This window comes from Alkalibacillus filiformis (genome assembly GCF_030814115.1).
In the GTDB taxonomy this organism is placed as follows: Bacteria; Bacillota; Bacilli; order Bacillales; family Alkalibacillaceae; genus Alkalibacillus; species Alkalibacillus filiformis.
Window position 1 is genome coordinate 162618 of the sequence record NZ_JAUSUP010000004.1, and the last position, 20098, is coordinate 182715.

At 35.9% G+C, this 20098-nt stretch carries 24 protein-coding genes; 14 read left to right on the forward strand and 10 right to left on the reverse strand.

Annotation, left to right across the window (positions count from 1 at the left end; all coding sequences use genetic code 11):
- The first annotated feature begins 28 nt into the window (after positions 1 to 28).
- The 3 genes from J2R98_RS08935 (at position 29) to J2R98_RS08945 (ending at position 3188) form a co-directional block, all read left to right on the forward strand.
- Positions 29 to 1342, forward strand: coding sequence for a Na+/H+ antiporter family protein (locus J2R98_RS08935; RefSeq protein WP_307068163.1), 1314 nt, complete (start codon positions 29 to 31; stop codon positions 1340 to 1342).
- 118 nt (positions 1343 to 1460) lie between these two features.
- Positions 1461 to 2237 (forward strand): polysaccharide deacetylase family protein, encoded by a 777-nt coding sequence (locus tag J2R98_RS08940; protein ID WP_307068165.1) that lies wholly within the window; start codon positions 1461 to 1463, stop codon positions 2235 to 2237.
- Between the two features lie 78 nt (positions 2238 to 2315).
- Positions 2316 to 3188 (forward strand): DNA-3-methyladenine glycosylase family protein, encoded by an 873-nt coding sequence (locus J2R98_RS08945; protein ID WP_307068167.1) that lies wholly within the window; start codon positions 2316 to 2318, stop codon positions 3186 to 3188.
- Positions 3189 to 3239: 51 nt separating this feature from the next.
- On the opposite strand, the gene J2R98_RS08950 is transcribed toward J2R98_RS08945, so the two are convergent.
- Genes J2R98_RS08950 through J2R98_RS08960 form a run of 3 tightly spaced genes read right to left on the reverse strand, consistent with a single transcriptional unit; the run spans position 3240 to position 5363 of the window.
- Positions 3240 to 4463, reverse strand: coding sequence for a hypothetical protein (locus tag J2R98_RS08950; protein WP_307068169.1), 1224 nt, complete (start codon positions 4461 to 4463; stop codon positions 3240 to 3242).
- Positions 4460 to 4936: a PulJ/GspJ family protein gene (locus J2R98_RS08955; RefSeq protein WP_307068170.1), complete on the reverse strand. Its 477-nt coding sequence runs from the start codon at positions 4934 to 4936 to the stop codon at positions 4460 to 4462. The genes J2R98_RS08950 and J2R98_RS08955 overlap by 4 nt, the downstream gene beginning before the upstream one ends.
- The gene (locus tag J2R98_RS08960) at positions 4929 to 5363 is read right to left on the reverse strand and encodes a type IV pilus modification PilV family protein (RefSeq protein WP_307068171.1); all 435 of its coding nucleotides are present in this window, start codon (positions 5361 to 5363) and stop codon (positions 4929 to 4931) included. Before J2R98_RS08960 ends, J2R98_RS08955 begins: the two co-directional genes overlap by 8 nt.
- Positions 5364 to 5491: 128 nt before the next feature.
- Between J2R98_RS08960 and J2R98_RS08965 the strand changes: the two genes are divergently transcribed.
- The 7 genes from J2R98_RS08965 to J2R98_RS08995 all read left to right on the forward strand — a co-directional run bounded on the left by J2R98_RS08965 (position 5492) and on the right by J2R98_RS08995 (position 11748).
- Entirely contained in the window at positions 5492 to 7150 is a 1659-nt protein-coding gene (locus tag J2R98_RS08965) for a GspE/PulE family protein (protein WP_307068173.1), read from the forward strand.
- Positions 7151 to 7172: 22 nt separating this feature from the next.
- Positions 7173 to 8381, forward strand: coding sequence for a type II secretion system F family protein (locus J2R98_RS08970; RefSeq protein ID WP_307068176.1), 1209 nt, complete (start codon positions 7173 to 7175; stop codon positions 8379 to 8381).
- A 14-nt stretch (positions 8382 to 8395) separates the two neighbouring features.
- Complete coding sequence (locus J2R98_RS08975) at positions 8396 to 8842, forward strand: competence type IV pilus major pilin ComGC (RefSeq protein ID WP_307068178.1); 447 nt, start codon at positions 8396 to 8398, stop codon at positions 8840 to 8842.
- A 94-nt stretch (positions 8843 to 8936) separates the two neighbouring features.
- Positions 8937 to 9689: a prepilin peptidase gene (locus J2R98_RS08980; RefSeq protein ID WP_307068241.1), complete on the forward strand. Its 753-nt coding sequence runs from the start codon at positions 8937 to 8939 to the stop codon at positions 9687 to 9689.
- A gap of 13 nt (positions 9690 to 9702) precedes the next feature.
- The gene (pilM, locus tag J2R98_RS08985; protein WP_307068180.1) at positions 9703 to 10665 is read left to right on the forward strand and encodes a type IV pilus biogenesis protein PilM; all 963 of its coding nucleotides are present in this window, start codon (positions 9703 to 9705) and stop codon (positions 10663 to 10665) included.
- Positions 10665 to 11207: a PilN domain-containing protein gene (locus tag J2R98_RS08990; RefSeq protein WP_307068182.1), complete on the forward strand. Its 543-nt coding sequence runs from the start codon at positions 10665 to 10667 to the stop codon at positions 11205 to 11207. The genes pilM and J2R98_RS08990 overlap by 1 nt, the downstream gene beginning before the upstream one ends.
- A complete protein-coding gene (locus J2R98_RS08995) occupies positions 11200 to 11748 on the forward strand; it encodes a hypothetical protein (protein ID WP_307068184.1) in 549 nt (182 codons plus the stop codon). Before J2R98_RS08990 ends, J2R98_RS08995 begins: the two co-directional genes overlap by 8 nt.
- 37 nt (positions 11749 to 11785) lie before the next feature.
- Here the strand turns inward: J2R98_RS08995 and J2R98_RS09000 are convergent, their stop codons facing one another.
- The 5 genes from J2R98_RS09000 to J2R98_RS09020 form a co-directional block, all read right to left on the reverse strand.
- On the reverse strand, positions 11786 to 12559 hold the full coding sequence (locus J2R98_RS09000; protein ID WP_307068186.1) for an ABC transporter permease: 774 nt from the start codon (positions 12557 to 12559) through the stop codon (positions 11786 to 11788).
- Positions 12559 to 13467, reverse strand: a complete 909-nt coding sequence (locus J2R98_RS09005; protein ID WP_307068187.1) for an ABC transporter ATP-binding protein — start codon at positions 13465 to 13467, stop codon at positions 12559 to 12561. The genes J2R98_RS09000 and J2R98_RS09005 overlap by 1 nt, the downstream gene beginning before the upstream one ends.
- A 3-nt stretch (positions 13468 to 13470) precedes the next feature.
- On the reverse strand, positions 13471 to 13659 hold the full coding sequence (locus tag J2R98_RS09010) for a PLD nuclease N-terminal domain-containing protein (protein WP_307068189.1): 189 nt from the start codon (positions 13657 to 13659) through the stop codon (positions 13471 to 13473).
- Positions 13660 to 13839: 180 nt separating this feature from the next.
- Positions 13840 to 14391: a GNAT family N-acetyltransferase gene (locus J2R98_RS09015; protein WP_307068191.1), complete on the reverse strand. Its 552-nt coding sequence runs from the start codon at positions 14389 to 14391 to the stop codon at positions 13840 to 13842.
- A gap of 308 nt (positions 14392 to 14699) precedes the next feature.
- Positions 14700 to 15608 (reverse strand): TIGR01777 family oxidoreductase, encoded by a 909-nt coding sequence (locus J2R98_RS09020; RefSeq protein ID WP_307068193.1) that lies wholly within the window; start codon positions 15606 to 15608, stop codon positions 14700 to 14702.
- Between the two features lie 65 nt (positions 15609 to 15673).
- On the opposite strand from J2R98_RS09020, the gene recX reads away from it, so the two are divergent.
- Positions 15674 to 16495: a recombination regulator RecX gene (recX, locus tag J2R98_RS09025; RefSeq protein WP_307068195.1), complete on the forward strand. Its 822-nt coding sequence runs from the start codon at positions 15674 to 15676 to the stop codon at positions 16493 to 16495.
- Positions 16496 to 16514: 19 nt separating this feature from the next.
- Here the strand turns inward: recX and J2R98_RS09030 are convergent, their stop codons facing one another.
- Positions 16515 to 17174, reverse strand: a complete 660-nt coding sequence (locus J2R98_RS09030) for an SDR family NAD(P)-dependent oxidoreductase (RefSeq protein WP_307068197.1) — start codon at positions 17172 to 17174, stop codon at positions 16515 to 16517.
- Positions 17175 to 17263: 89 nt separating this feature from the next.
- On the opposite strand from J2R98_RS09030, the gene J2R98_RS09035 reads away from it, so the two are divergent.
- Positions 17264 to 17596 carry a YfhH family protein gene (locus J2R98_RS09035; RefSeq protein WP_307068199.1) on the forward strand — a complete coding sequence of 111 codons (333 nt, stop codon included), beginning with the start codon at positions 17264 to 17266 and terminating at the stop codon, positions 17594 to 17596.
- Positions 17597 to 17648: 52 nt separating this feature from the next.
- Here J2R98_RS09035 and J2R98_RS09040 read toward each other — a convergent pair whose 3' ends face one another.
- Positions 17649 to 18626 (reverse strand): metal-dependent hydrolase, encoded by a 978-nt coding sequence (locus J2R98_RS09040; RefSeq protein WP_307068201.1) that lies wholly within the window; start codon positions 18624 to 18626, stop codon positions 17649 to 17651.
- A gap of 33 nt (positions 18627 to 18659) precedes the next feature.
- On the opposite strand from J2R98_RS09040, the gene mutY reads away from it, so the two are divergent.
- Together mutY and J2R98_RS09050 are read left to right on the forward strand one after the other, a co-directional pair.
- Positions 18660 to 19748 carry an A/G-specific adenine glycosylase gene (gene mutY / locus J2R98_RS09045; protein WP_307068203.1) on the forward strand — a complete coding sequence of 363 codons (1089 nt, stop codon included), beginning with the start codon at positions 18660 to 18662 and terminating at the stop codon, positions 19746 to 19748.
- A gap of 85 nt (positions 19749 to 19833) precedes the next feature.
- Entirely contained in the window at positions 19834 to 20058 is a 225-nt protein-coding gene (locus tag J2R98_RS09050) for a gamma-type small acid-soluble spore protein (RefSeq protein ID WP_307068205.1), read from the forward strand.
- Positions 20059 to 20098: the final 40 nt, after the last annotated feature.

Below are 20098 nucleotides of genomic sequence, written 5' to 3' on the forward strand. Positions count from 1 at the left end.
GAAATAAACAAAAAGGGAGTAAATTTATATGGCTTCAATCGTTATTATATCTGTTTTATTAATGGTTATTTTAAGTTTATTTAGAGTAAACGTGCTATTAGCTATAGTTATTTCAGCAATGACAGCTGGTTTAATGTCTGGATTACCTTTTGATGAATTAGTATCTACGTTTACTTCTAATATGGCTGGTAGTGCTAATACTGCGCTCAGTTACATTTTGTTAGGTGGTTTTGCAGTAGCAATTGCACTAACAGGTATTACAAAAGGATTCGTTCAATTTCTAAGAAGAATTATAAAAGGGAGACGAGGCGTAGTTCTTGGTGTGATTGTGATTATTGCATCGCTTTCTCAAAACGCAATCCCAGTTCACATAGCCTTTATTCCAATTTTAATTCCACCATTGATTGCTTTATTTGATCGGATTCAACTTGACCGTCGTGCAGTAGCAACGGCGTTAACATTCGGACTGAAAGCACCTTATATTATGGTTCCATTAGGATTCGGTTTGATTTTCCAAGGTATTATTAGAGACAACATGGCTGAAAATGGTCTGAGCATTGCTTTAAATGAAGTAACATTGGCGATGTTAGTACCTGGTTTAGGGATGGTATTAGGTTTAATTATTGCTTTAACGATTACTTATCGTAAAAAGCGTGATTACAGTGTAATAGAACCTGAAGGGGAACCGAGTAAAGTTGAAGAGGAAGATGATACACCATTCATCTTCGAACGTAAACACGTTATGACAATAGTTGCAATTGTAGCTGCTTTAGCAGTCCAATTAATTACAGAAGAAATGGTATTAGGTGCTTTAACTGGTTTAATGCTCATGTTCCTACTTGTTGCTGTTCCTTACCGTCAAATTGAAGATGTTATGAGTCGTGGAATTAGTATGATGGGAATGATTGCGTTCATCATGCTTTCTGCTTCAGGATTTGCTGGGATCTTACAAGAGAGTGGTTCAGTTGATGCTTTAGTTAATGCTTCTTCAGGTCTGTTAGAGGGCAATCAATTATTTATTGCGTTTATTTTATTACTAGTTGGTTTAATCATTACAATGGGTATTGGTACTTCATTTGGTACAATTCCAATTTTAGCTGTTTTATATGTTCCAATCGCAACGGCAGCAGGATTCTCTCCGATGGCGATTGCTGTATTAATTGGTACAGCTGGTGCATTAGGTGATGCTGGTAGTCCAGCTTCAGATAGTACGCTTGGACCAACAGCAGGTTTAAATGTTGATGGTAAACACAACCACATCTGGGATACGTGTGTACCAACATTTTTACACTTTAACATTCCAATTTTCATCTTTGGCTTAATAGGAGCTGTAATACTATAATAATCGTCAACCCCTCTTCATTAAGTGAAGAGGGGTTTTTTACCCAAACCCTTCCATTCATAAATTTACTATGCATGATTCATATTAAGTGTATAGGATTTGAAGAGGGAGGTTTGTTATGAAGAAGTTAACGTTTTTAACGATCGTTGTTTTATTAATTTTTAGTGTGCCGGTTAATGCAGTTTCTAATGAGTCATATGGGTATGGATATAAGAAGCAATACAACGAAATGCCTCCTGACTTAGGCTTTTACGGTCCATTAATTGAGAAGTACAACGGTATTTACTTAGGTGATGAAGAAAATCGCATGGTTTATTTAACATTTGATAGTGGCTATGAGCAAGGTTACACAGAACAAATCCTTGATGTATTAAATGAAAAAGATGTGCCAGCGACATTTTTCTTAACAGGGCACTATGTTGATGATCAACCAGAGCTTGTCAAACGTAAAGTAGAAGAGGGGCATATCATTGGCAATCACTCAAATGACCATTTAGATTACACTAAAGTAAGTGAAGATCAAGTAAAAGAAGACCTAAAAGTTTTAGATGAGAAGATTATAAATACAACTAATCAAGAAGAAGTGAAGTTCTTCCGTCCAGCTAAAGGAATCTTTAGTGAGAGATCGTTGAAGTTAACTGATGAGCTAGGCTATACGAACATATTTTGGACAGTAGCTTTAGTTGATTGGAATCGAGATGAAAATAAAGGGTGGAAGCATGCTTTTGATGAAGTGCTTAAGCAAGTCCACCCTGGAGCTATTATTTTGTTACATGCGGTTACGGAAGATAATGCTGAAGCACTTGGTTATTTAATCGATGAATTAAGAGATCGAGATTATGAATTTGGTTCATTGGATGACTTAGTATGGCACCATTCAGTTCCAATTGGTTAAAAGTTTTTGCTAAAAGTCCTGCAAAAGTTGTAAACTAAAAGAAACATTCTAGGTTGCTCGAATAAGGGAGAGGAAAGTATGTGGAAAGAGTATTACCATGCAGCAGGCATTTATGACTTTGATTATACATTACAACGGTTAGACATGGATCCGTTAATTAACGTGAACATGAAGGAACGTTGGGTAGACGTGCCTGTTCGTTTAGATCAAGACAACAAATGTGTAGTAAGAGTTAAAGGGGAAGGGACAACGGAAAAACCGGTTTTTTCTGTTATGTCTGATTATGATGAAGACCAAGACGTTGTATTTGAGTATATTCGTAACTTGTTCCAATGGGATCGTGACTTACAAGATGTTGAAGACTTTTTCGAAGAATCGGATTTAGCACGCCTGTTTTTTACGTATGCAGGTACTCCGATCGTTAAAGATTTTCACTTGTATGATTCATTGATGAAAGTGATTATTCATCAACAACTAAACATGAAATTTGCTTATACGTTATCGACTCGGTTTGTTCAAAATTACGGAGAGCAAATCGATGGCTCATGGTTTTACCCTAAACCTGAAGTCGTTGCGAATCTGGATTATCAAGATTTGAAGGAATTACAATTTAGCCAAAGAAAGGCTGAATACGTCATTGATACATCAAAACTGATTGCAAATGGCGAACTGGAATTAGAACAGTTTGCAAAAAAATCGAATGAAGAAGTCATGAAAGCGTTAGGCAAAGTTCGTGGGGTTGGTCCTTGGACAGTGCAAAATTGGCTCATGTTCGGCCTTGGACGAGAAGATTTATTCCCTGCAGCCGATGTAGGTATACAAAACGCGTTAAAGAAAGAGTGGAGAATGGAAGAGAAGCCGAAAAAAGATGTCATTGAAAAAGCGGCACAAAAATGGTCTCCATATCGCAGTTACGCAGCTTTAACGTTGTGGCGTAGTATTGAAGGATAGAATCAAGTTTAAGCACAACATCCCCTGTCATGTATAGAGAGGGGATGTTTTTTAGTATTGGATATCGTCTAAGATGACTTCAAAATCATCTTCGTCACCGAAGCTTGGAATCGTAATATCATCACACTCTGGAAATGTAGGTGGTTCAGCTTCATACGTAACATAATGACTGTCAGGATTTATTGTTTCTTCACCTAATCCATTAACAATAATTAAATCGCCGTTAGAGATCGTTAACTCTTCTTGAATATTAGCTAGATAGCTCGCGGCATCTAGTTGTTGATCATGCTCAATAATTAAATCACCACCAGCATGTAGAGGAGCGTTATCTAGTTCTAATCCATTAAGTAAGAGAGCATCCCCACCGAATTGAACAGAACCGTTATTTACGCTGAATGTATTATCTGAAATAGTATGCATATTGACTCTGAACTCACCTCTATAATCGACTCCTTCATGAAAACGTGAGTTACCACAAGATAAATACTCACTGTTCGGGTTGTTGTCGCTTGATAATACTGAAGTGAAGTGGGTGTGCCCATGAACGAAAAGCTGCGACAGTCCACTAATATCAACGTCGTCAAATGTGGCATTTCCTGTGACAGTAAGTGAATTGTTATTCGATATATCAAAATCTCCTTCGACATATAAGTCTTGCGTCGTTATATCACACTGAATGCTCCCCCCATCTTTTAAGTAGATGGACGAGTTTGAAAGGTCTTCGCAGTTATTATTTTTCCAAGTTTGGGACTCATCATATTCTTCATCAGCATCTTCAGGTGGAGGGGGAGGACTACTACTTACTTCTTCCCAGTCTTCAGAACTGCCACTACTTCCCCCTATATTAACAGTTAAGGTTAACTCTTGTTCATAATTAGAATCATAGCCTGTTAGAACAATGTAAATGCGGCTAAAGTTGTCATAGGCGTCGAATTCAAACGGTTCACTAATTTCAAAAGATGTATTCGGGTGATCTGGGTCTATTACTACGGTATCTACTTTCTCAATAATGGTCGCCTCTAGCTCCTGTATGTAGGATTCATCATTTTCATATCCATTTTCATCAAGATAGTCCACGAGCGTATGCTGCACAAACGTTGCTCCCATTTCAACGACATGGGTCGCACGATAATTCGCTTCAATTACTTCATTTTGATTAGCTGTTGTCATGACACTATTCATCATGACAGTAGAGAATAACATAATTAAAACGACTGTCAATAAAACGATGATTAAAACAGCGCCTTGGTTATTATTGATCTTGTTAAAATTCATTCGTTCTCACCACTTCCTGCAGGGGTGGTTCGCGTTATGTTTGTTGTAATTTCTAACGGGTTAAATCGTGGGTTGTCTGTATGTGTTACGATTACCGATAAAGAGTATGATGGTTTTTCTTGAAGGTTAAACGTTAAAGGCTCATCAATTGAAACAGGTGATCCGTCAATAACTAGCTCATAATCAAAAGGTTGCCCGTTAAACTCATATGTTGTTATATCATCTCTCTCTATTGTAACTATAAAAGAAGATTGTGTAGGCTGCTCAATGGTATATGTTTGAGACGTTTGGTGAATATTCGTCAAGTTATAAATTAGTCGATTTGTATCAGTTTGCGCTTTTGAACGTAACTCTGACTGTTGGTAGTTTTCGATAGATTGATGTAGGACCGAAAAGACTAAACTTCCAACAATGAACGTTAGAACGATCGCACCAAGTAGTTCTATTAGCGTTAATCCTTTAGAATTATTCATCCTGGTCCACCTCGATATATGTGTATGTGTGAGCCAATTTCCTGCCTTCCTTGTTCATAACTTGAAGTGTCGCTTTCAGTAAATGTTGTGAATGTTCTTCATCAGATAAAGTAAGCATCAAGAAGTAGTTTTCATTGGCAACAAAAGCTCCCGACTGTTGAACAGACGGTATTGTTGGCAAGCCACTCGCGTTGAATTCCTCGTGTGTGCCTAAAGTACTAGCACTTGATTCCATAGATTGAACATCTTCTAAGGCAACTTTAATTAGATTAGTAGCAACCACTTCTTCCTCAGTGATATTTTGCATGGATCCAACTTGTGTAAACATGGAAAAAAAGCCAATTAAAATAATTGATAATATAACGAGTGCTCCAAGTATTTCTACTAAAGATGCCCCGTGATTGTTTTTAAGTATTTTCTTTAACATTACTTTTAACCCTCGATTTTTTAGTCAAAAAGTCTTATAATAGAAATGATAGTATAAAATTTGTCTAATTTATAGCTATTATATCATAAGGTGTAAGATTTTTAGATTGATAGAAGGGAAGTTAAATCTTGGCTCGAAAAATAAAACTGCGTTTAGGTGAGCTTTTAGTCCAAGAAAACCTCATAACTGTGATGCAATTAGAACAGGCATTAAAAGAAAAAAGTTCGAATCAAAAACTTGGTGACAAACTAATTGAAGAAGGACATATAACTGAACTTCAATTAGTAGAAGTGTTACAACAACAGTTAGGTATTGAGCATGAACGCTTACATAATTATGCTTTCGATCAATCTATCCTTAATCTTGTACCAAAACAGTTTGCAATAGAAAATAATGTTATTCCTTTAAAACGTGAACAAAATAAACTGTTTGTCGCAACAGCAGACCCACTTGATTACTTCGTATTAAACAACTTAAGACTTCAAACGGGGTTTAAAATAGAACCTGTCATTGCCATAAAAGATGAAATCCGCCAAAGCATCATGAAGCTATATGAACGAGAAGATTTAACTGAAGAGTTTGAGGATATCCAGCCAGATCAGCAAACAGAAGACTTGTCTCTTGAAGAAGAAGCATCGCCTGTCGTTAAGTTAATGAATCAGTTAATTCAACAGGCTGTCGTTGAAAAAGCAAGTGATATTCATATAGATCCTCAGGAAAATCAAGTGCTCATCCGCCTGCGTGTTGACGGAGCTTTAAGAAATGAACAAACGTTGGGTAAAAGTGTTCAATCGTCACTAACGACACGAATTAAAATTATGGCTAATTTAGATATTACACAACAGAGGGTTCCACAAGATGGACGAATAAAGCGTACAGTTGAAGGGCGAAATGTTGACTTAAGAGTGAGTACATTGCCTACTATTTTTGGGGAGAAAATTGTAATTCGTGTATTGGATACGATGACGGTATCGAATAGACTTGATGATATTGGATTTGAGCAAGACAATCTACAAAAGTTTAAACAAATGATTGAGAAACCGTATGGCATCGTGTTGTTAACTGGTCCGACTGGGTCAGGTAAAACGTCTACGATGTATGCTGCTTTAACTCATTTAAACGAAGAACAGTCAAATTTAATTACAGTAGAAGACCCAGTTGAGTATGAATTAGAAGGAGTTAATCAAATCCAAGTTAACCCTCAAGTAGGTCTGACATTCGCTTCAGGTTTGAAATCAATATTAAGGCAAGACCCAGATATTGTTATGGTTGGTGAAATACGTGATGGTGAAACAGCAAATATGGCTGTGCGCGCCTCCATTACAGGCCATCTCGTCTTAAGTACATTGCATACAAATGATTCGACCGGAGCAATTAACCGCTTAGTTAATATGGATGTTGAAATGTTTTTAGTCGGCTCTTCACTTAATGGCGTTGTTGCTCAACGACTCGTTCGTACAATATGTATGGACTGTGCTGAAAAGCATGAGTTATCAGCTCTAGAGCGACAAGTGTTTGAAAAACATAATGTTCAAATAAATATGGTGACAAAGGGAACCGGCTGCCCAACTTGTAATAACACAGGCTACAGAGGCCGTACAGCGATTCATGAAGTATTGTATGTTGATGATACGCTAAGGGAAGCTATATTAGATGGTAAGACGAAAATAGAAATCGAAAACATAGCTAAAGAGCAAGGATTCATTCCATTGTTTGAAGATGGATTACGTAAAGTCGAGCAAGGTGTTACGACTTTAGAAGAAGTATATAGAGTCGCAGCAGAGTGAATGAGTTGTTGGAGGTAGTGATATGGCTTCTTTTAAATATATAGCCGCAGATTATAACGGCAATGAAAAGCAAGGTAAGCTAGAAGCCTACAATATTGATTTAGCAAAAGCTAGATTAAGAGATGAAGGGTTGAAAATTGAATCGATTGAAGAAGTAAAACAATCGATTTGGACGAAAGATATTCATTTCGGTAACCCTGTAAAAAATCGTGACTTTGTCGTATTTCTCCAACAGTTCTCAGCATTGTTGAAAGCTGGCTTAACGATCGTTAATTCATTAAGCGTTTTACGCGAACAAACGAAACAAAAACATTTGAAAGAAGCACTCTATTACGTAGAAATCGATATGAGACAAGGTAGTTCGTTAACAAACGCGTTAAAAAAGCACCCAGAGATCTTCTCAAACATTTTCGTCAACATGGTCCATAGTGGTGAGAGTAGTGGATCGTTAGAAGAAACACTTTCTAAGCTAGCTGATTATTACCATAAGCATTATAAGACATCACAAAAAGTGAAAGCTACTTTCGCTTATCCAGTAACTGTAGGATTTGTCGCAATTGGTGTTGTGATTTTTCTAATGATGTATGTTGTTCCAGAATTTGTCGATATGTTTAATCAGTTTGATGCTAGTTTACCGATCGTTACACAGTTTGTCTTAGCCATTAGTAATCTATTGACTAGTTATTGGTATTTATTTGGCTTAATTGCTTTATTATTTGGTTTAATATTAATTATAGTCTTACAACGAGAGCACTTACGTATGAAAATTGATTATTATTTATTAAAGCTACCAGGTTTTGGCCCATTAATTTTAAAGTCGAATATGGCCTCGTTGACAAGAACATTAAGTTCTTTACTATATAACAATGTTTCAATCATTCAAGCATTAAACCTAACAGAACAGACTCTAAAAAACAAAGTTATAAAGCAAACGCTACAAGAGGCTGAATCGTCTCTAAAACAGGGGGATTCATTAGTTAATCCATTGCGTCAACATTGGGCTTACCCTTACCTTGTAACACAAATGATTGAAGTAGGGGAGAAAACGAATTCTTTACCAGAAATGCTTGAGCAAGTAGCAACATTCTATGAAGACGATGTTGATACAGCAACGGATCAACTCAAATCTTTATTAGAGCCTTTATTAATTATTACGTTGTCTGTAATTGTTGGTACAATTGTGCTCGCCATTGTCATTCCAATGTTTGAGCTGTTTAATCAAATAAATTAAGGGGAGAGGTAAAAATGTTAAAAAGGATGTTGAAAAATCAGAAGGGTATTACTCTAGTTGAATTACTAGCTGTAATCGTTATTTTAGGAATTATTGCGTTAATCGCTGTACCTGCGATTGCGAATGTAATTGAGGATTCACGTTATGATAGTGTGAAAGCAACGGCTATTAATATAATTGAAGCTGGTGAATTGTATGCTGTTACGAATGAAGAAGATAGTGTAACGTTATCTGAATTAGAAGATGAAGGATATATTAATATATCTGGTTATGATGATTCATCTGATGACATAAGTGTAAGTATTGATTCTAGTGGTAGTACAATAGATGGTATATTAAGTGATAGTAATGTTGCTATACAATTTACTGATGCAACAATTCAAAACATCAATGATACTAGTGCATCTGATTTAAGAAATGAGGATGCAGATTCACCGGTAGAATATGCATCGGTACAATAATACTCACACCCATGTTATGTAGTAAGTTTTCAAAACAAGCGCGGCATTCCGCGCTTGTTTTAAAAAGAAAAAATATTAGGAATTGATATAATTGATGTTATTAATCTATTTATACATATTTATTTTAGGCTTAGTGTTAGGTTCTTTTTACAATGTTGTAGGAATACGGGTGGCAGATCAACGTTCAATCGTAACACCACGATCTCATTGTCCATCGTGTTCTAAAACGTTGAAGTGGTATGAACTTATTCCTGTGTTGTCCTACATATTCCAAAAAGGACAATGCCGTAAGTGTGGAGAAAAAGTATCATCAATCTATCCATTTTTTGAACTGTTAACAGGCTTGTTATTTGTTTTGGCCTTTTACAAAATAGGTTTTCAATTAGAAGTCATTATTGCTTGGATGCTAATTAGTTTGTTAGTGATCATTACTGTTAGTGATCTATATAAACAAATTATCCCAGACTCCATTTTACTTGTTTTTCTAGTATCTATTATTTTATTGCGAATTTTGATCCCAACAAATCCTTGGTATGATGCTTATTTAGCAGCTATTATTGGTTTTGTATTGTTACTGGTCATCGCGATTGTGAGTAAAGGTGGCATGGGAGGCGGCGACATAAAGCTCTTCGGCGTTTTAGGTTTATTCTTAGGAATTCAAGGGACATTAATGACACTCTTTTTATCATCGTTAATCGGTGCTGTTGTTGGTGTTATTTTAATGGCATTCGGTAAGGTGAAAAGAGGTGTGCCAATCCCGTTTGGCCCTTTTATAGCAGTGTCGGCTCTCATTGCGTACTTTTATGCAGATGAATTGATCGATTGGTATTTAAGATTAATCATATAGGTGGCTGATCATAATGTCGAATAAAAAAGTTGTTAACTTAGAAATAAAAGATTACGTCATTCGCTTTACAGAGAGTAAGAAAGGTTCTTCCTCTATAAGTCGTTTGGGAGAGCATTTCTTGCCGACAGGAATAGTGAAAAACGGTGTTATTGAAGATTTTGATCAGTTTGTAAAAATATTAAAAACGGTAGTGAAAAAGTGGCGGTTAAAACGGAAAAATGTCCGTTTCATTATGCCTGATTCGCTCGTATTTATTCGTCGTGAAACAGTGCCATTAAATGTCGACAAAGATGAAGTGAAAAAGCATATATACTTTAACATAGGTGACACGATTCATTTGCCATTTGATTCTTCAGTCGTTGAAGTGGTATATATACGTGAGTTAGAAGAACATCACGAAGTCAGTATGATCTCAACTGATCAAGCGGTTGCTAACCAATATGATGAAGCGTTAGACCTTGCTAGTGTGACGGTTGAAGCGATTGATATTTCACCGTTATGTTATTATCGATTGTTACATTCTAATGAGTTAGTTAAACAAGATGACCATTTGTTACTTATTCAATACCAAGTTGATCGGGTAACATTTAGCGCATTCGTTCAGAATACACCGATCTTCTTGCAGGAATTTGACCTTGAGTCTAGCGAATTCGTTACAGAACAATTAGGACCTACTTTATCTAAAGAAGATTTCAATAAACAGACGGTTATGGAAGAGCTTGATGATATGAATATTGAAGTTGAGCGGGTTGAACGGTTTTATCAGTTTATGATGAACGACTATGAACAAAAGTTCACCACTATTGCTGTTGTTGGAGACCATCCATATTTAGAAGAAATCGTATCAACGATGAGCGAAGGTTATGAGACACCAATTGTTCAACTTACAGACAATAATGTAAAAGGGCCTAAAGAGATGGGTGTCGAATTTAAATTTCATAATGTTTATGGACTAGCGCTAAAGGGTGGACGCTAATGTTAGTTGATATTAATTTATTACCGAAAAAAGAACGTAAAAGTAAAAAAACATTGGTCATTTATCTATTGTTATGTCTATTAACTTTAGCTTTATTAGGTGGCTTTATTTTTTGGAGTTATAGCATAAGTGAAAAAATTGACCGGTTAGAAAGTGATTTGCATCAGCAAGAAATAGCCAATGCTGAACTCCAGTCTGAAATTGATGGCGATGAAGAATATCAGACAGCTCAACAGTTATCGAATATAACAAGTGAGCTCGATCAACTCATGATGAGTACAAATGAGATTGTTAATGATTTAGATATGATTGTGCCATCTAACGCTGAATTAACTTCATTTAATTATAGTGAGAACTCAATAGAACTTATTGTTGAAACTATGACTAATGAAGATGCTGTGACGTTCTATCAAGATTTACAAATGATTGATCATTTCAATGAAGTTAGAATTCATACGATAAATTATATAGAGTCAGATGATGATTATACGACTCGTTATACGATTAGCCTCCAGGAAGAGGAGGTTGAGAACAATGAGTAAAATGTTGAAACGGATTATTTTTATTTGGATCGTTTTGGTTATTTTAATAGGCGGTATTTTTTATCTTTTTAATATCCATAGTTTAAAACAAAGTGAGAACCAATTAGAAAACGACTTGTCTTTTGAAGAAAGAAAGCAATCAGCATTACTAGAAACAGTAGATCAGATAGACCATGATGGTATGGCGATGGAGGAATTGCGTGCAAAAATACCTGAGCATCTTGAAGAGGATAATGTCATCCGGATGATTAACAATGCTTCATCATCGACTAATTCAGTTATTCAAACTTATAATTATGACGATCAACAGACTATACCAATTAATGAACTGTTTGAACAGTCGAGTTTTACTGAAGAGGTAGATGTGTTAACGATGCAAATAAACGGATATACACAGTCCGAAGAACAGTTAGTGAGATTTATTAGTGAACTGGAGAATGGTGATCGACTGTTACAAGTTACACAACTACAATACAGTCAAAACAATGATGACGAAGTGAATTTTCAATTAAGTTTTTCTGTGTTTGCCTACTCCATGTAAAAAGAGGTGCCACAATGATGGCACCCCTTTAATATTATTAATCAATCGCTCTATTCTTCAAGGTAATTGTTGCAATCACTAAGCACATAACGGTAATCGCAACGGCTGCAACTGTACTAAACCAAATTTCTGTTTCTAGCTGTCCAGAGTAGAAGTACATGTTGATATAGTCACTAATTAGCGTAGGACTCCATGTGATCACGTGGCTGTATATGCTTGATATTACATTTAATATAACAACTGTAATGATCGATAAAAAGGCGACTAATCCTTGAGACTTTAAGAAACTATTAAATAACATAACAATTCCTAAGATCATCATAAAGTAAACGATGAAAAATAAAATACTAACAGTTATTTGAACTAAGCTAATCGTCCCAAATAGGATATTGACATAATACCAACCAACAAGTAAAGAAACAGCAAGTGAAAAGGCGATTAACATTAGTGCAGCAACATATTTAGCTGTAATGTAATTCGTGAAGCTAACAGGCTTAGATAAGACAAGTTCGTATACACCACTTTTAACTTCTTTTGACACTAACCCCATCGACACGACGACAGCAATTAAAACACCTAACAGTCCTAATTGACTAAAGCTCATAATCATCGCTTCAGCAACTGATGGCGTAGGGAAGTCGAGTGTTGCTCCTTCAGGTACATTACCTACTGAATCCATTATGATTGGGAAGTAGTACATTGTCAGCGGATCCATAATTGCAAACATAATAAATACAATCGGAACCCAAATCCACTTAAAGCTTCGCCAATGTTCGGTAAGTTCTTTTTTGAAAATTGTACTCCATTGCATTATTCTGTCACCGCCTTCATGAAAACGTCTTCTAGTGAAGTTTTGCCAATTTCAAATCTCGTTAACTCCCATTCTTCATGCTTAATTAAATCAAGCAGCTGACTGCGTGCTATATTAATGTCATGAACGGCTACGATGAAGCCTTCTTCTTCTCTATTAACTTTAAACACTGAATCTATTTCTTTTAACCGTTCTTCGATAAACTTAGGTTCTTCTTCGAATGATAGATGAATTGATGTTGTCCCTTGAGTTTCACTTACTTCAGAAATAGCGCCTTGCTTAATCATTTCCCCTTTATGCATAAGCAAAATTTCTTCACTTACTTCTTCAGCATCGTTAAGGATATGTGTGGAGAATAAGATGGTGGCGTCTTTCTTCAGTTCGCGAATTAAGTTTAAGACTTCACGTCGCCCAATTGGATCTAAAGAAGATACTGGCTCATCTAAGATAATGAGCTTTGGGTCGTGAATTAACGCTTGAGCAATACCAAGCCTTTGTTTCATACCACCTGAGTACTTTGAGATTCTCTGCTTTTTAGCATCACTTAAATTGACTAACTCTAGTAATTCTGTTGCTTTTGCTTTCGCTTCATGTTTAGTTAAGTATGCGAGTTGACCGACATAGGTTAAAAATTCTTCCCCACTCATCCAGTTATGAAAAACAGGATACTGTGGTAAGTAACCCACATAATGACGAACATCTCGACTAAAACGCTCCTCATTAAAGACAATCTCACCTTTCGTTGGCTTAATAAAACCAGCTAGCATTCTTAGTGTTGTTGTTTTTCCAGCTCCATTAGGTCCTAAAAGAGCAACACATTTACCTGGCTCTAATGAAAACGTCAGTTCATTTACAACTGTCGTTGACTGATACGTTTTGGTCAGTTGTTCTACAGACATTAATGTCATTTATTAAGTCCTCCTTCCAATAATGAAATAGATGATTGGCCCTATAAAGTTGAAAAATATAATAATCAGAACCCACATCCATTTCGGGCCATTTGTTTCATCAATTTTACGTAAATCAATTAGCGCAATAACAATCAGTATTAATTGAAGTACACCTAAAGGGAGAAGTAGTTGTATCAACGTTGCATCCATTCCGTTCACTCCTTTACTACCAGTATAGCCAAAAATTAACTAAAACCTTTCAAAAATTTAGAAAAAAGTTAAATAAGTACAATTTATATTTTGAGTGTACTACATACTATAGTACACTTACAACGCTTTTGCCCATAAAAAAAGTCCAACAGATGGCATTCCATCTATTGGACGGTTCTTTCAAGCTTCAAGTTCATCGACCTCTTCATCATCATTTTCATGCATATAGAAGATGAAAGCATCTTTATAGATTGCAAACAGGTCATACTCTTTGTCACCTTGATTAATTTGTTGATAAACATTTGGATAAGTTTCATTAGCTTCAACAGCGTAGGATAACTTATTGACTGCTCGTAAAGAGCGATTATTTAATTTATTAACCTTTAAAAAGACAACTTCAATGTCTTGTTCCATAAATAATTCCCATAAGAATAGTTCTTTAGCATATTGGTTATAACCTTGACCAAAGTATGGTCTGCCTAACCAAGTTGCTAAGAAGCCTTTTTGCTCATCGATATCATATAGAGTGATCGCACCGACTGGATTTTCCATCTCATCTAAGATTGTTCTTGAAATGAGTTCGCCATTTTCTTCTTGTTGATTCATCATGTTTGTGAAGAAGTAGTAAGCTTCCATCGTATCAGCCTTTTCACGTACGAATGGCTTAACTGCTTCATCATTTAATAGTGGGAATAACGCAGGGACGTCCTGTAATTCTCTTCTTTTAAGCATAAAAAAACCCTCCTTCAACATAAATGTTTCGTGAGGGTGACGCTTACTGAAGACGTAGGCGACGGGTGCGATCACCCTCGAATTTTTATCAATTGCACATTTGAAAAAAATATTGCATACAATGCACATAACAAAAATCCGGGGTGGGAATCGAACCCACTAGAACCACTTCTATACGAAGCGGTGGCGCACCATTTGCCTTCCCTTGAATTTGACTAAATGAATTCTACAACATCATAGTCAATTTGAAAATAGGTTTATTAAAGTTTTTTATTGCCAATTTAAAATCCGTAATTTTCTTACAAATATTATCGTCTATATAAGTCGCGTAAAGCGGTGTAAAGCGTTGCAAATTGAAATGTATAACCTGAGTCTTCTAAAGCTTTTGGGTAAACATATTGACCACGCAACAATAACAGGCTCATTTCACCTAAAATTGTTTTTATCGCAAATGAAGGTGCTGGAAGCCAATGAGGTCTTATAATAGTTTTGCTTAACTCTTTCCCAAAATCTTTATTTCGTTTCGGTTCAGGTGCCGTAATATTTACAGATCCGCTAATTTGTTTATTATTAATAATCCAATCGATCATTTTAACAACGTCATAAATGTGAACCCATGACATCCATTGTTCACCACTACCTAAACGCCCACCTGCGAACATTTTATAAGGCAATGCCATTTTAGGCAAGGCACCATTATGTTTGTCTAAAATTAATCCGAAACGGGTTTTAACTGTACGAATGTCTAACTTATTCGCTTCATCTGCTTCTTGCTCCCAAATGTTGCATACCTCGGCTAAAAAATCACTACCTGGATTTACGGTTTGTTCTGTAAAAATATCCGTTTCCGAAGTACCGTAAAAGCCAATTGCTGAGGCGTTGATGAACGTGTGGGGTGGATAGGTCATCGTATTCATTATTCGAATAAGTTCTCGTGTAGTTGTAATACGACTTTCTAGTATTCTTTTCTTTCGTTCGTCATTCCATCGTCCACCATTTAATGACTCACCAGCTAAGTTAATGAAGACATCTGCGCTATTTACTTGCAGTTCAGGTTGAGAATCACCATTAAGCCACTCAATGTAAGTAACATTCGCTTCATTGCTTTTTTTTCGAGGGTTACGTGTTAGTATAATAACTTGGTCATCTTTTGATGTAAAATAATCGACTAAATGTTGCCCGACAAATCCTGTTCCACCTGCAATTACTATTTTCAAACAGATGTACCTCCTTTTTTATATGTACTATAATGAAATTATGACACTAACAGGAGTGTATTTTTATGAAGAAAATTAGTAAGATTTCAAAGCAAAAAAAGAACCAACAACGATATAACGTATTTTATGAGAAAAATGGTCAAGATGAATTTGCTTTTGGCATCCATGAAGATCTATTAGTACGATTTGAATTACGTAAAGGATTAGAGTTGTCTAATGAGGAAGTTAAGAATATTGAACAACAAGATGCCATGTATAGATACTATACCCTTACTTTAAACTATTTAAGCTACCGAATGCGAGCGAAATCTGAAATTATTGAATATTTACAAAAAAAAGAAGCAACAGAACAAGATATTACCTATGTCATTGAACGACTTCAAACTGAAAAGCTGCTAGATGATTATGCATTCGCCGAAGCTTATGTTAGAACCAAAATGAACACTTCAACTAATGGCCCAAATAAAATCAGACAAGAGCTTTATCAAAAGAAGTTAACAGAACATGAAATTGAACAAGGACTTAGCCATTATACGAAGGAAAGTGAAATAGACAAGCTTGTTAAGCTAATCGAAAAGAAAGTCAACTCCAGCCGTAAAAAGTCATTCAAAGAACATTTGAATAGTTTAAAACAATCATTAATCCAAAAAGGCTTTAACCATGATGCGATCGAAATCGCGTTACAGTCGATTGAATTATCGGTCGATGAAAACGAAGAATTCGAGGCATTAAAATATCAAGGGGAGAAAGCGTGGCGTAAATTTGAACGGAAGCATGAAGGATTTCAATTACAGCAAAAAGTAAAGGCCTCTTTATTTCAAAAAGGTTTTCCAGCCGAATTAATTGAACAATTTATCAATGAAAAAAGCATGGAAGAGGAAGTTTAACCTTTTCCATGCTTTAAGTTTATTTATCAACATGAATTTCATGACGTCCGTCATCTTGTGTGACAATTTGTTTTGCGTAATCTTGTGGTGAAGGTAAGAATGATGGATCTTTAACGAAATCACTACCTTCCCAAAATGGCGTGTTCATTCCACCCATGTAAACTGCTGATATTTCAATGTTTTCGTCAGCTAGTTCTTTTTGTAGACTTTCAGTAAAGCCTCGTTGTGCAAATTTACTAGCGCAGTATGCTGATTCTTGTACTTTTCCATTTAAGCCAGCAGTTGAAATAATATTTAACATACGACCATTTGATGAAAGCAAATGGCTTAAGAAATGTTTCGTGACATAAATCATACCATTTACGTTAACGTTAACCATCGTATCGATTTCGTGCTTTTCAAGGTTCTCAAATGTATTAAAGTAGCCAATACCAGCATTGTTAATTAATAGATCAACTTGGTCAATTTGTGTTGATAAGTTGCTGACAGCGTCCCAATCGGTAATGTCACAAGTAAATACTTTAGCTTGACCACCAGAATGTTCAATTAAATCTTTAGAAATGTTCAACTTCTCTTCATTGCGGCCGACGAGATAAATTGTATAGCCTTTATTAGCGTATTCTATAGCTAATGCTTGTCCTAAACCTGAACCGGACCCAGTAATTAGTGCTGTTTTCATGTTGTGTCCTCCAAACTTTTAGTTTAACTATTTTTATTATGAATTGAATTTGGTACGATGTAAAATGGAATATGAAAGGAGACTACAAAATGCAACGTCGTTATAGTCAATATACTGTTGAACAATTGCAACAAGAAATTGCTGAATTAACAGAGAAAGCTCAAAAAGCAGAACAAATGGGTATGGTTAATGAATATGCTGTGCATCAACGTAAAATCATCATGGCAAAATCCTATATGAAAAATCCAAGAGAGTATAGACGTGGACAAGTTTATGAGATCGACGGTTCACCAAGCGAATTGTTTGAAATTGATTATATGAATGGTGTCTTTGCTTGGGGAAAACGCAAGTCGAAACAAGGTGAAGTCGTAAATGATGAAGAAGCTTTACCAATAGCGTTATTAACTGACCAAGTTGAATAGTTTATTTAAAACCAGTTGAGAATGGCTATCCTCTCAACTGGTTTTTATCATATTAAGACAGGGGCTCTAGCTTTTTCTGAAGTTTTTCTTCAGAATATACCCAGCCTGTATAGGAAGTTAATACGTTATAAAATTTATCTAAAGTCACAACCGCTACAAATGGGTAGTGCCCTTTAGAGCGGTATCGTAAATCGATGAAGCGAATCTCTACATAATCATCGAAACGATCGATTTCATAGCGATAGATAGGTGAGAAATCAATAAAAGCTTTGACGTTCTCATCTTGAAATGCAGCATTCATCTCTGTAGTATCAGGTAATTTATTTTTCTTAAATGTATCTTTAATGTCGATATGACCGTGATCACTATCCGCTACGAAATAGTAATCTGGGGTTTCAATTACGACGCGCCAAGTATTGTGAAGAATTGTTGGTTGTGTAATAATTTTTGTTGCGTTAGGAAAATGTTTTTGCAAAATATCGGTTATTTCTTTTTTGTCATAAAATCGTTTAATATAGTATAAGAACACAACAAAGAAAACGATCAAGTAAGTTATACTTGGGTCTGCGCCTAATGTCCATGCAAAAGCCCCAATTAAAAATAGACCGAAAATATAAGGGTCAAACGTGTTAATCCACCCTAATGCGATCCATTTGTTAACAAATGGCTTCAACGCTTGGGTACCATAAGCGTTAAAGATATCGACAAAGACGTGTAATGCGACTGATAAAAACACCCAAAACCACAGGTGAATCCAAGGGATGTCTATATAAAAAGCATAGATTGAAAATGTTACTAATAAGCTCCATAGCAATACTGCTAATGGTGAGTGAGACGAACCGCGATGATGTCTAATATATGTGGCATTATCTTTAAATTTAAAAAATGTATCAAAGTCTGGAGCGTGTGAACCGATAATTGCGCCGATTAGAACGGCATGGAAAAGATCAGTGTTTTGTTGAACTGCTGGGTCTAGAGTGGCTAACCCACCGATTGCAACTCCCATTGTAATATGGGTAGCAGTATCCAATGGTCCATACCTCCTTATCGAATAGGTGATTATATGATGAAGTCTACTTCTATATCTATACCCGTTTTGTTTAATCGTGAAGCATTCCAGAAAGATTTAATTAATTGGTATAACGATATTAAACGCGATTTACCATGGCGAGAAAACCAAGACCCATATCGTATATGGGTTTCTGAAATTATGCTTCAACAAACTCAAGTCGATACAGTTATCCCTTATTTTGAACAATTTATGGAACGTTATCCGACTGTTTATGACTTAGCTAAAGCTGATCAACAAGATGTATTAAAATCTTGGGAAGGATTAGGTTATTATTCGAGAGCTCGAAACCTTCATGAGGCAGTGAAGGAAGTTGTTACATCATATGACGGGGTCGTTCCGAGTAATAAAAAAGAGTTAAAGAAACTTAAAGGAATTGGTTCGTATACACAAGGAGCCATTTTAAGTATTGCTTTTGATCAGGCTGAACCTGCTGTCGATGGTAATGTCATGCGCGTTATGTCTAGAGTACTACATATCGAAGAAGATATTGCTAAACCGAAAACGAAAACGATGTTTGAAGATGTCGTTGCAAATGTTATGTCTCAAGAAGATCCTTCCTCTTTTAACCAAGGTTTGATGGAGTTAGGAGCATTAATTTGCCAACCGAAAAAGCCGAAGTGTGAGCAATGTCCTGTACAAGAACACTGTTTAGCGTACGAGCAAGGAACTCAAACAACACTACCAGTTAAAACGAAAGCGAAAAAGCAGAAAAGAGAAGCTTTTTTTACATTAGTTTTAAAAAATGACAACGATCAATATTTTATTGAACAAAGACCTGAAGATGGTTTATTAGCTAGCCTGTGGCAATTTCCTATGTTTTCACAATCAGAATTTGATCAAAAGGATTTTATTAATTGGTTTGAACTAGAGCATGGTGTTAAGTTAAATGTTCGTTCAGATTATAATCAAGTGAGGCATGTGTTTTCGCATGTTATTTGGGAGTTAGATTTAATTGTCGCTGAACTTACATCTCATGACTTAATAAACCTTGAAGGAAATTGGGTCGAGGTTCATGAGCTTGAAGCATATCCATTTCCAAATGTTCAACAGAAAGTAATGAGTGAACTAGACCTAAATTAGATATTTTTGGTAATAAGAATTAAATTTAATTTTGGATAACATCTTCGCTTTTTGGACAGATTAACTGTTGCGGAGGTGATATCAGATGGCTAAAAAGAACCAACGTCAACAACAGCAACAGCAACAGCAACAACAAAACCAAACTGCTGCTGGTACTAACGCTGAAGAAGTGAAGCGTCAAAACCAACAAGGTCAGCACCAACAGGAGTTTGCAGCTGAGACTAATCCTCAAGAAGTAAAGCGTCAAAACCAACAGTCTCAACAGCAAAAACAACAACAGAATCAGCAACAACAGAAGAATCAACGCTAATAACAACTAATTTAACATTGTTATTAACGTTAATAGGGAA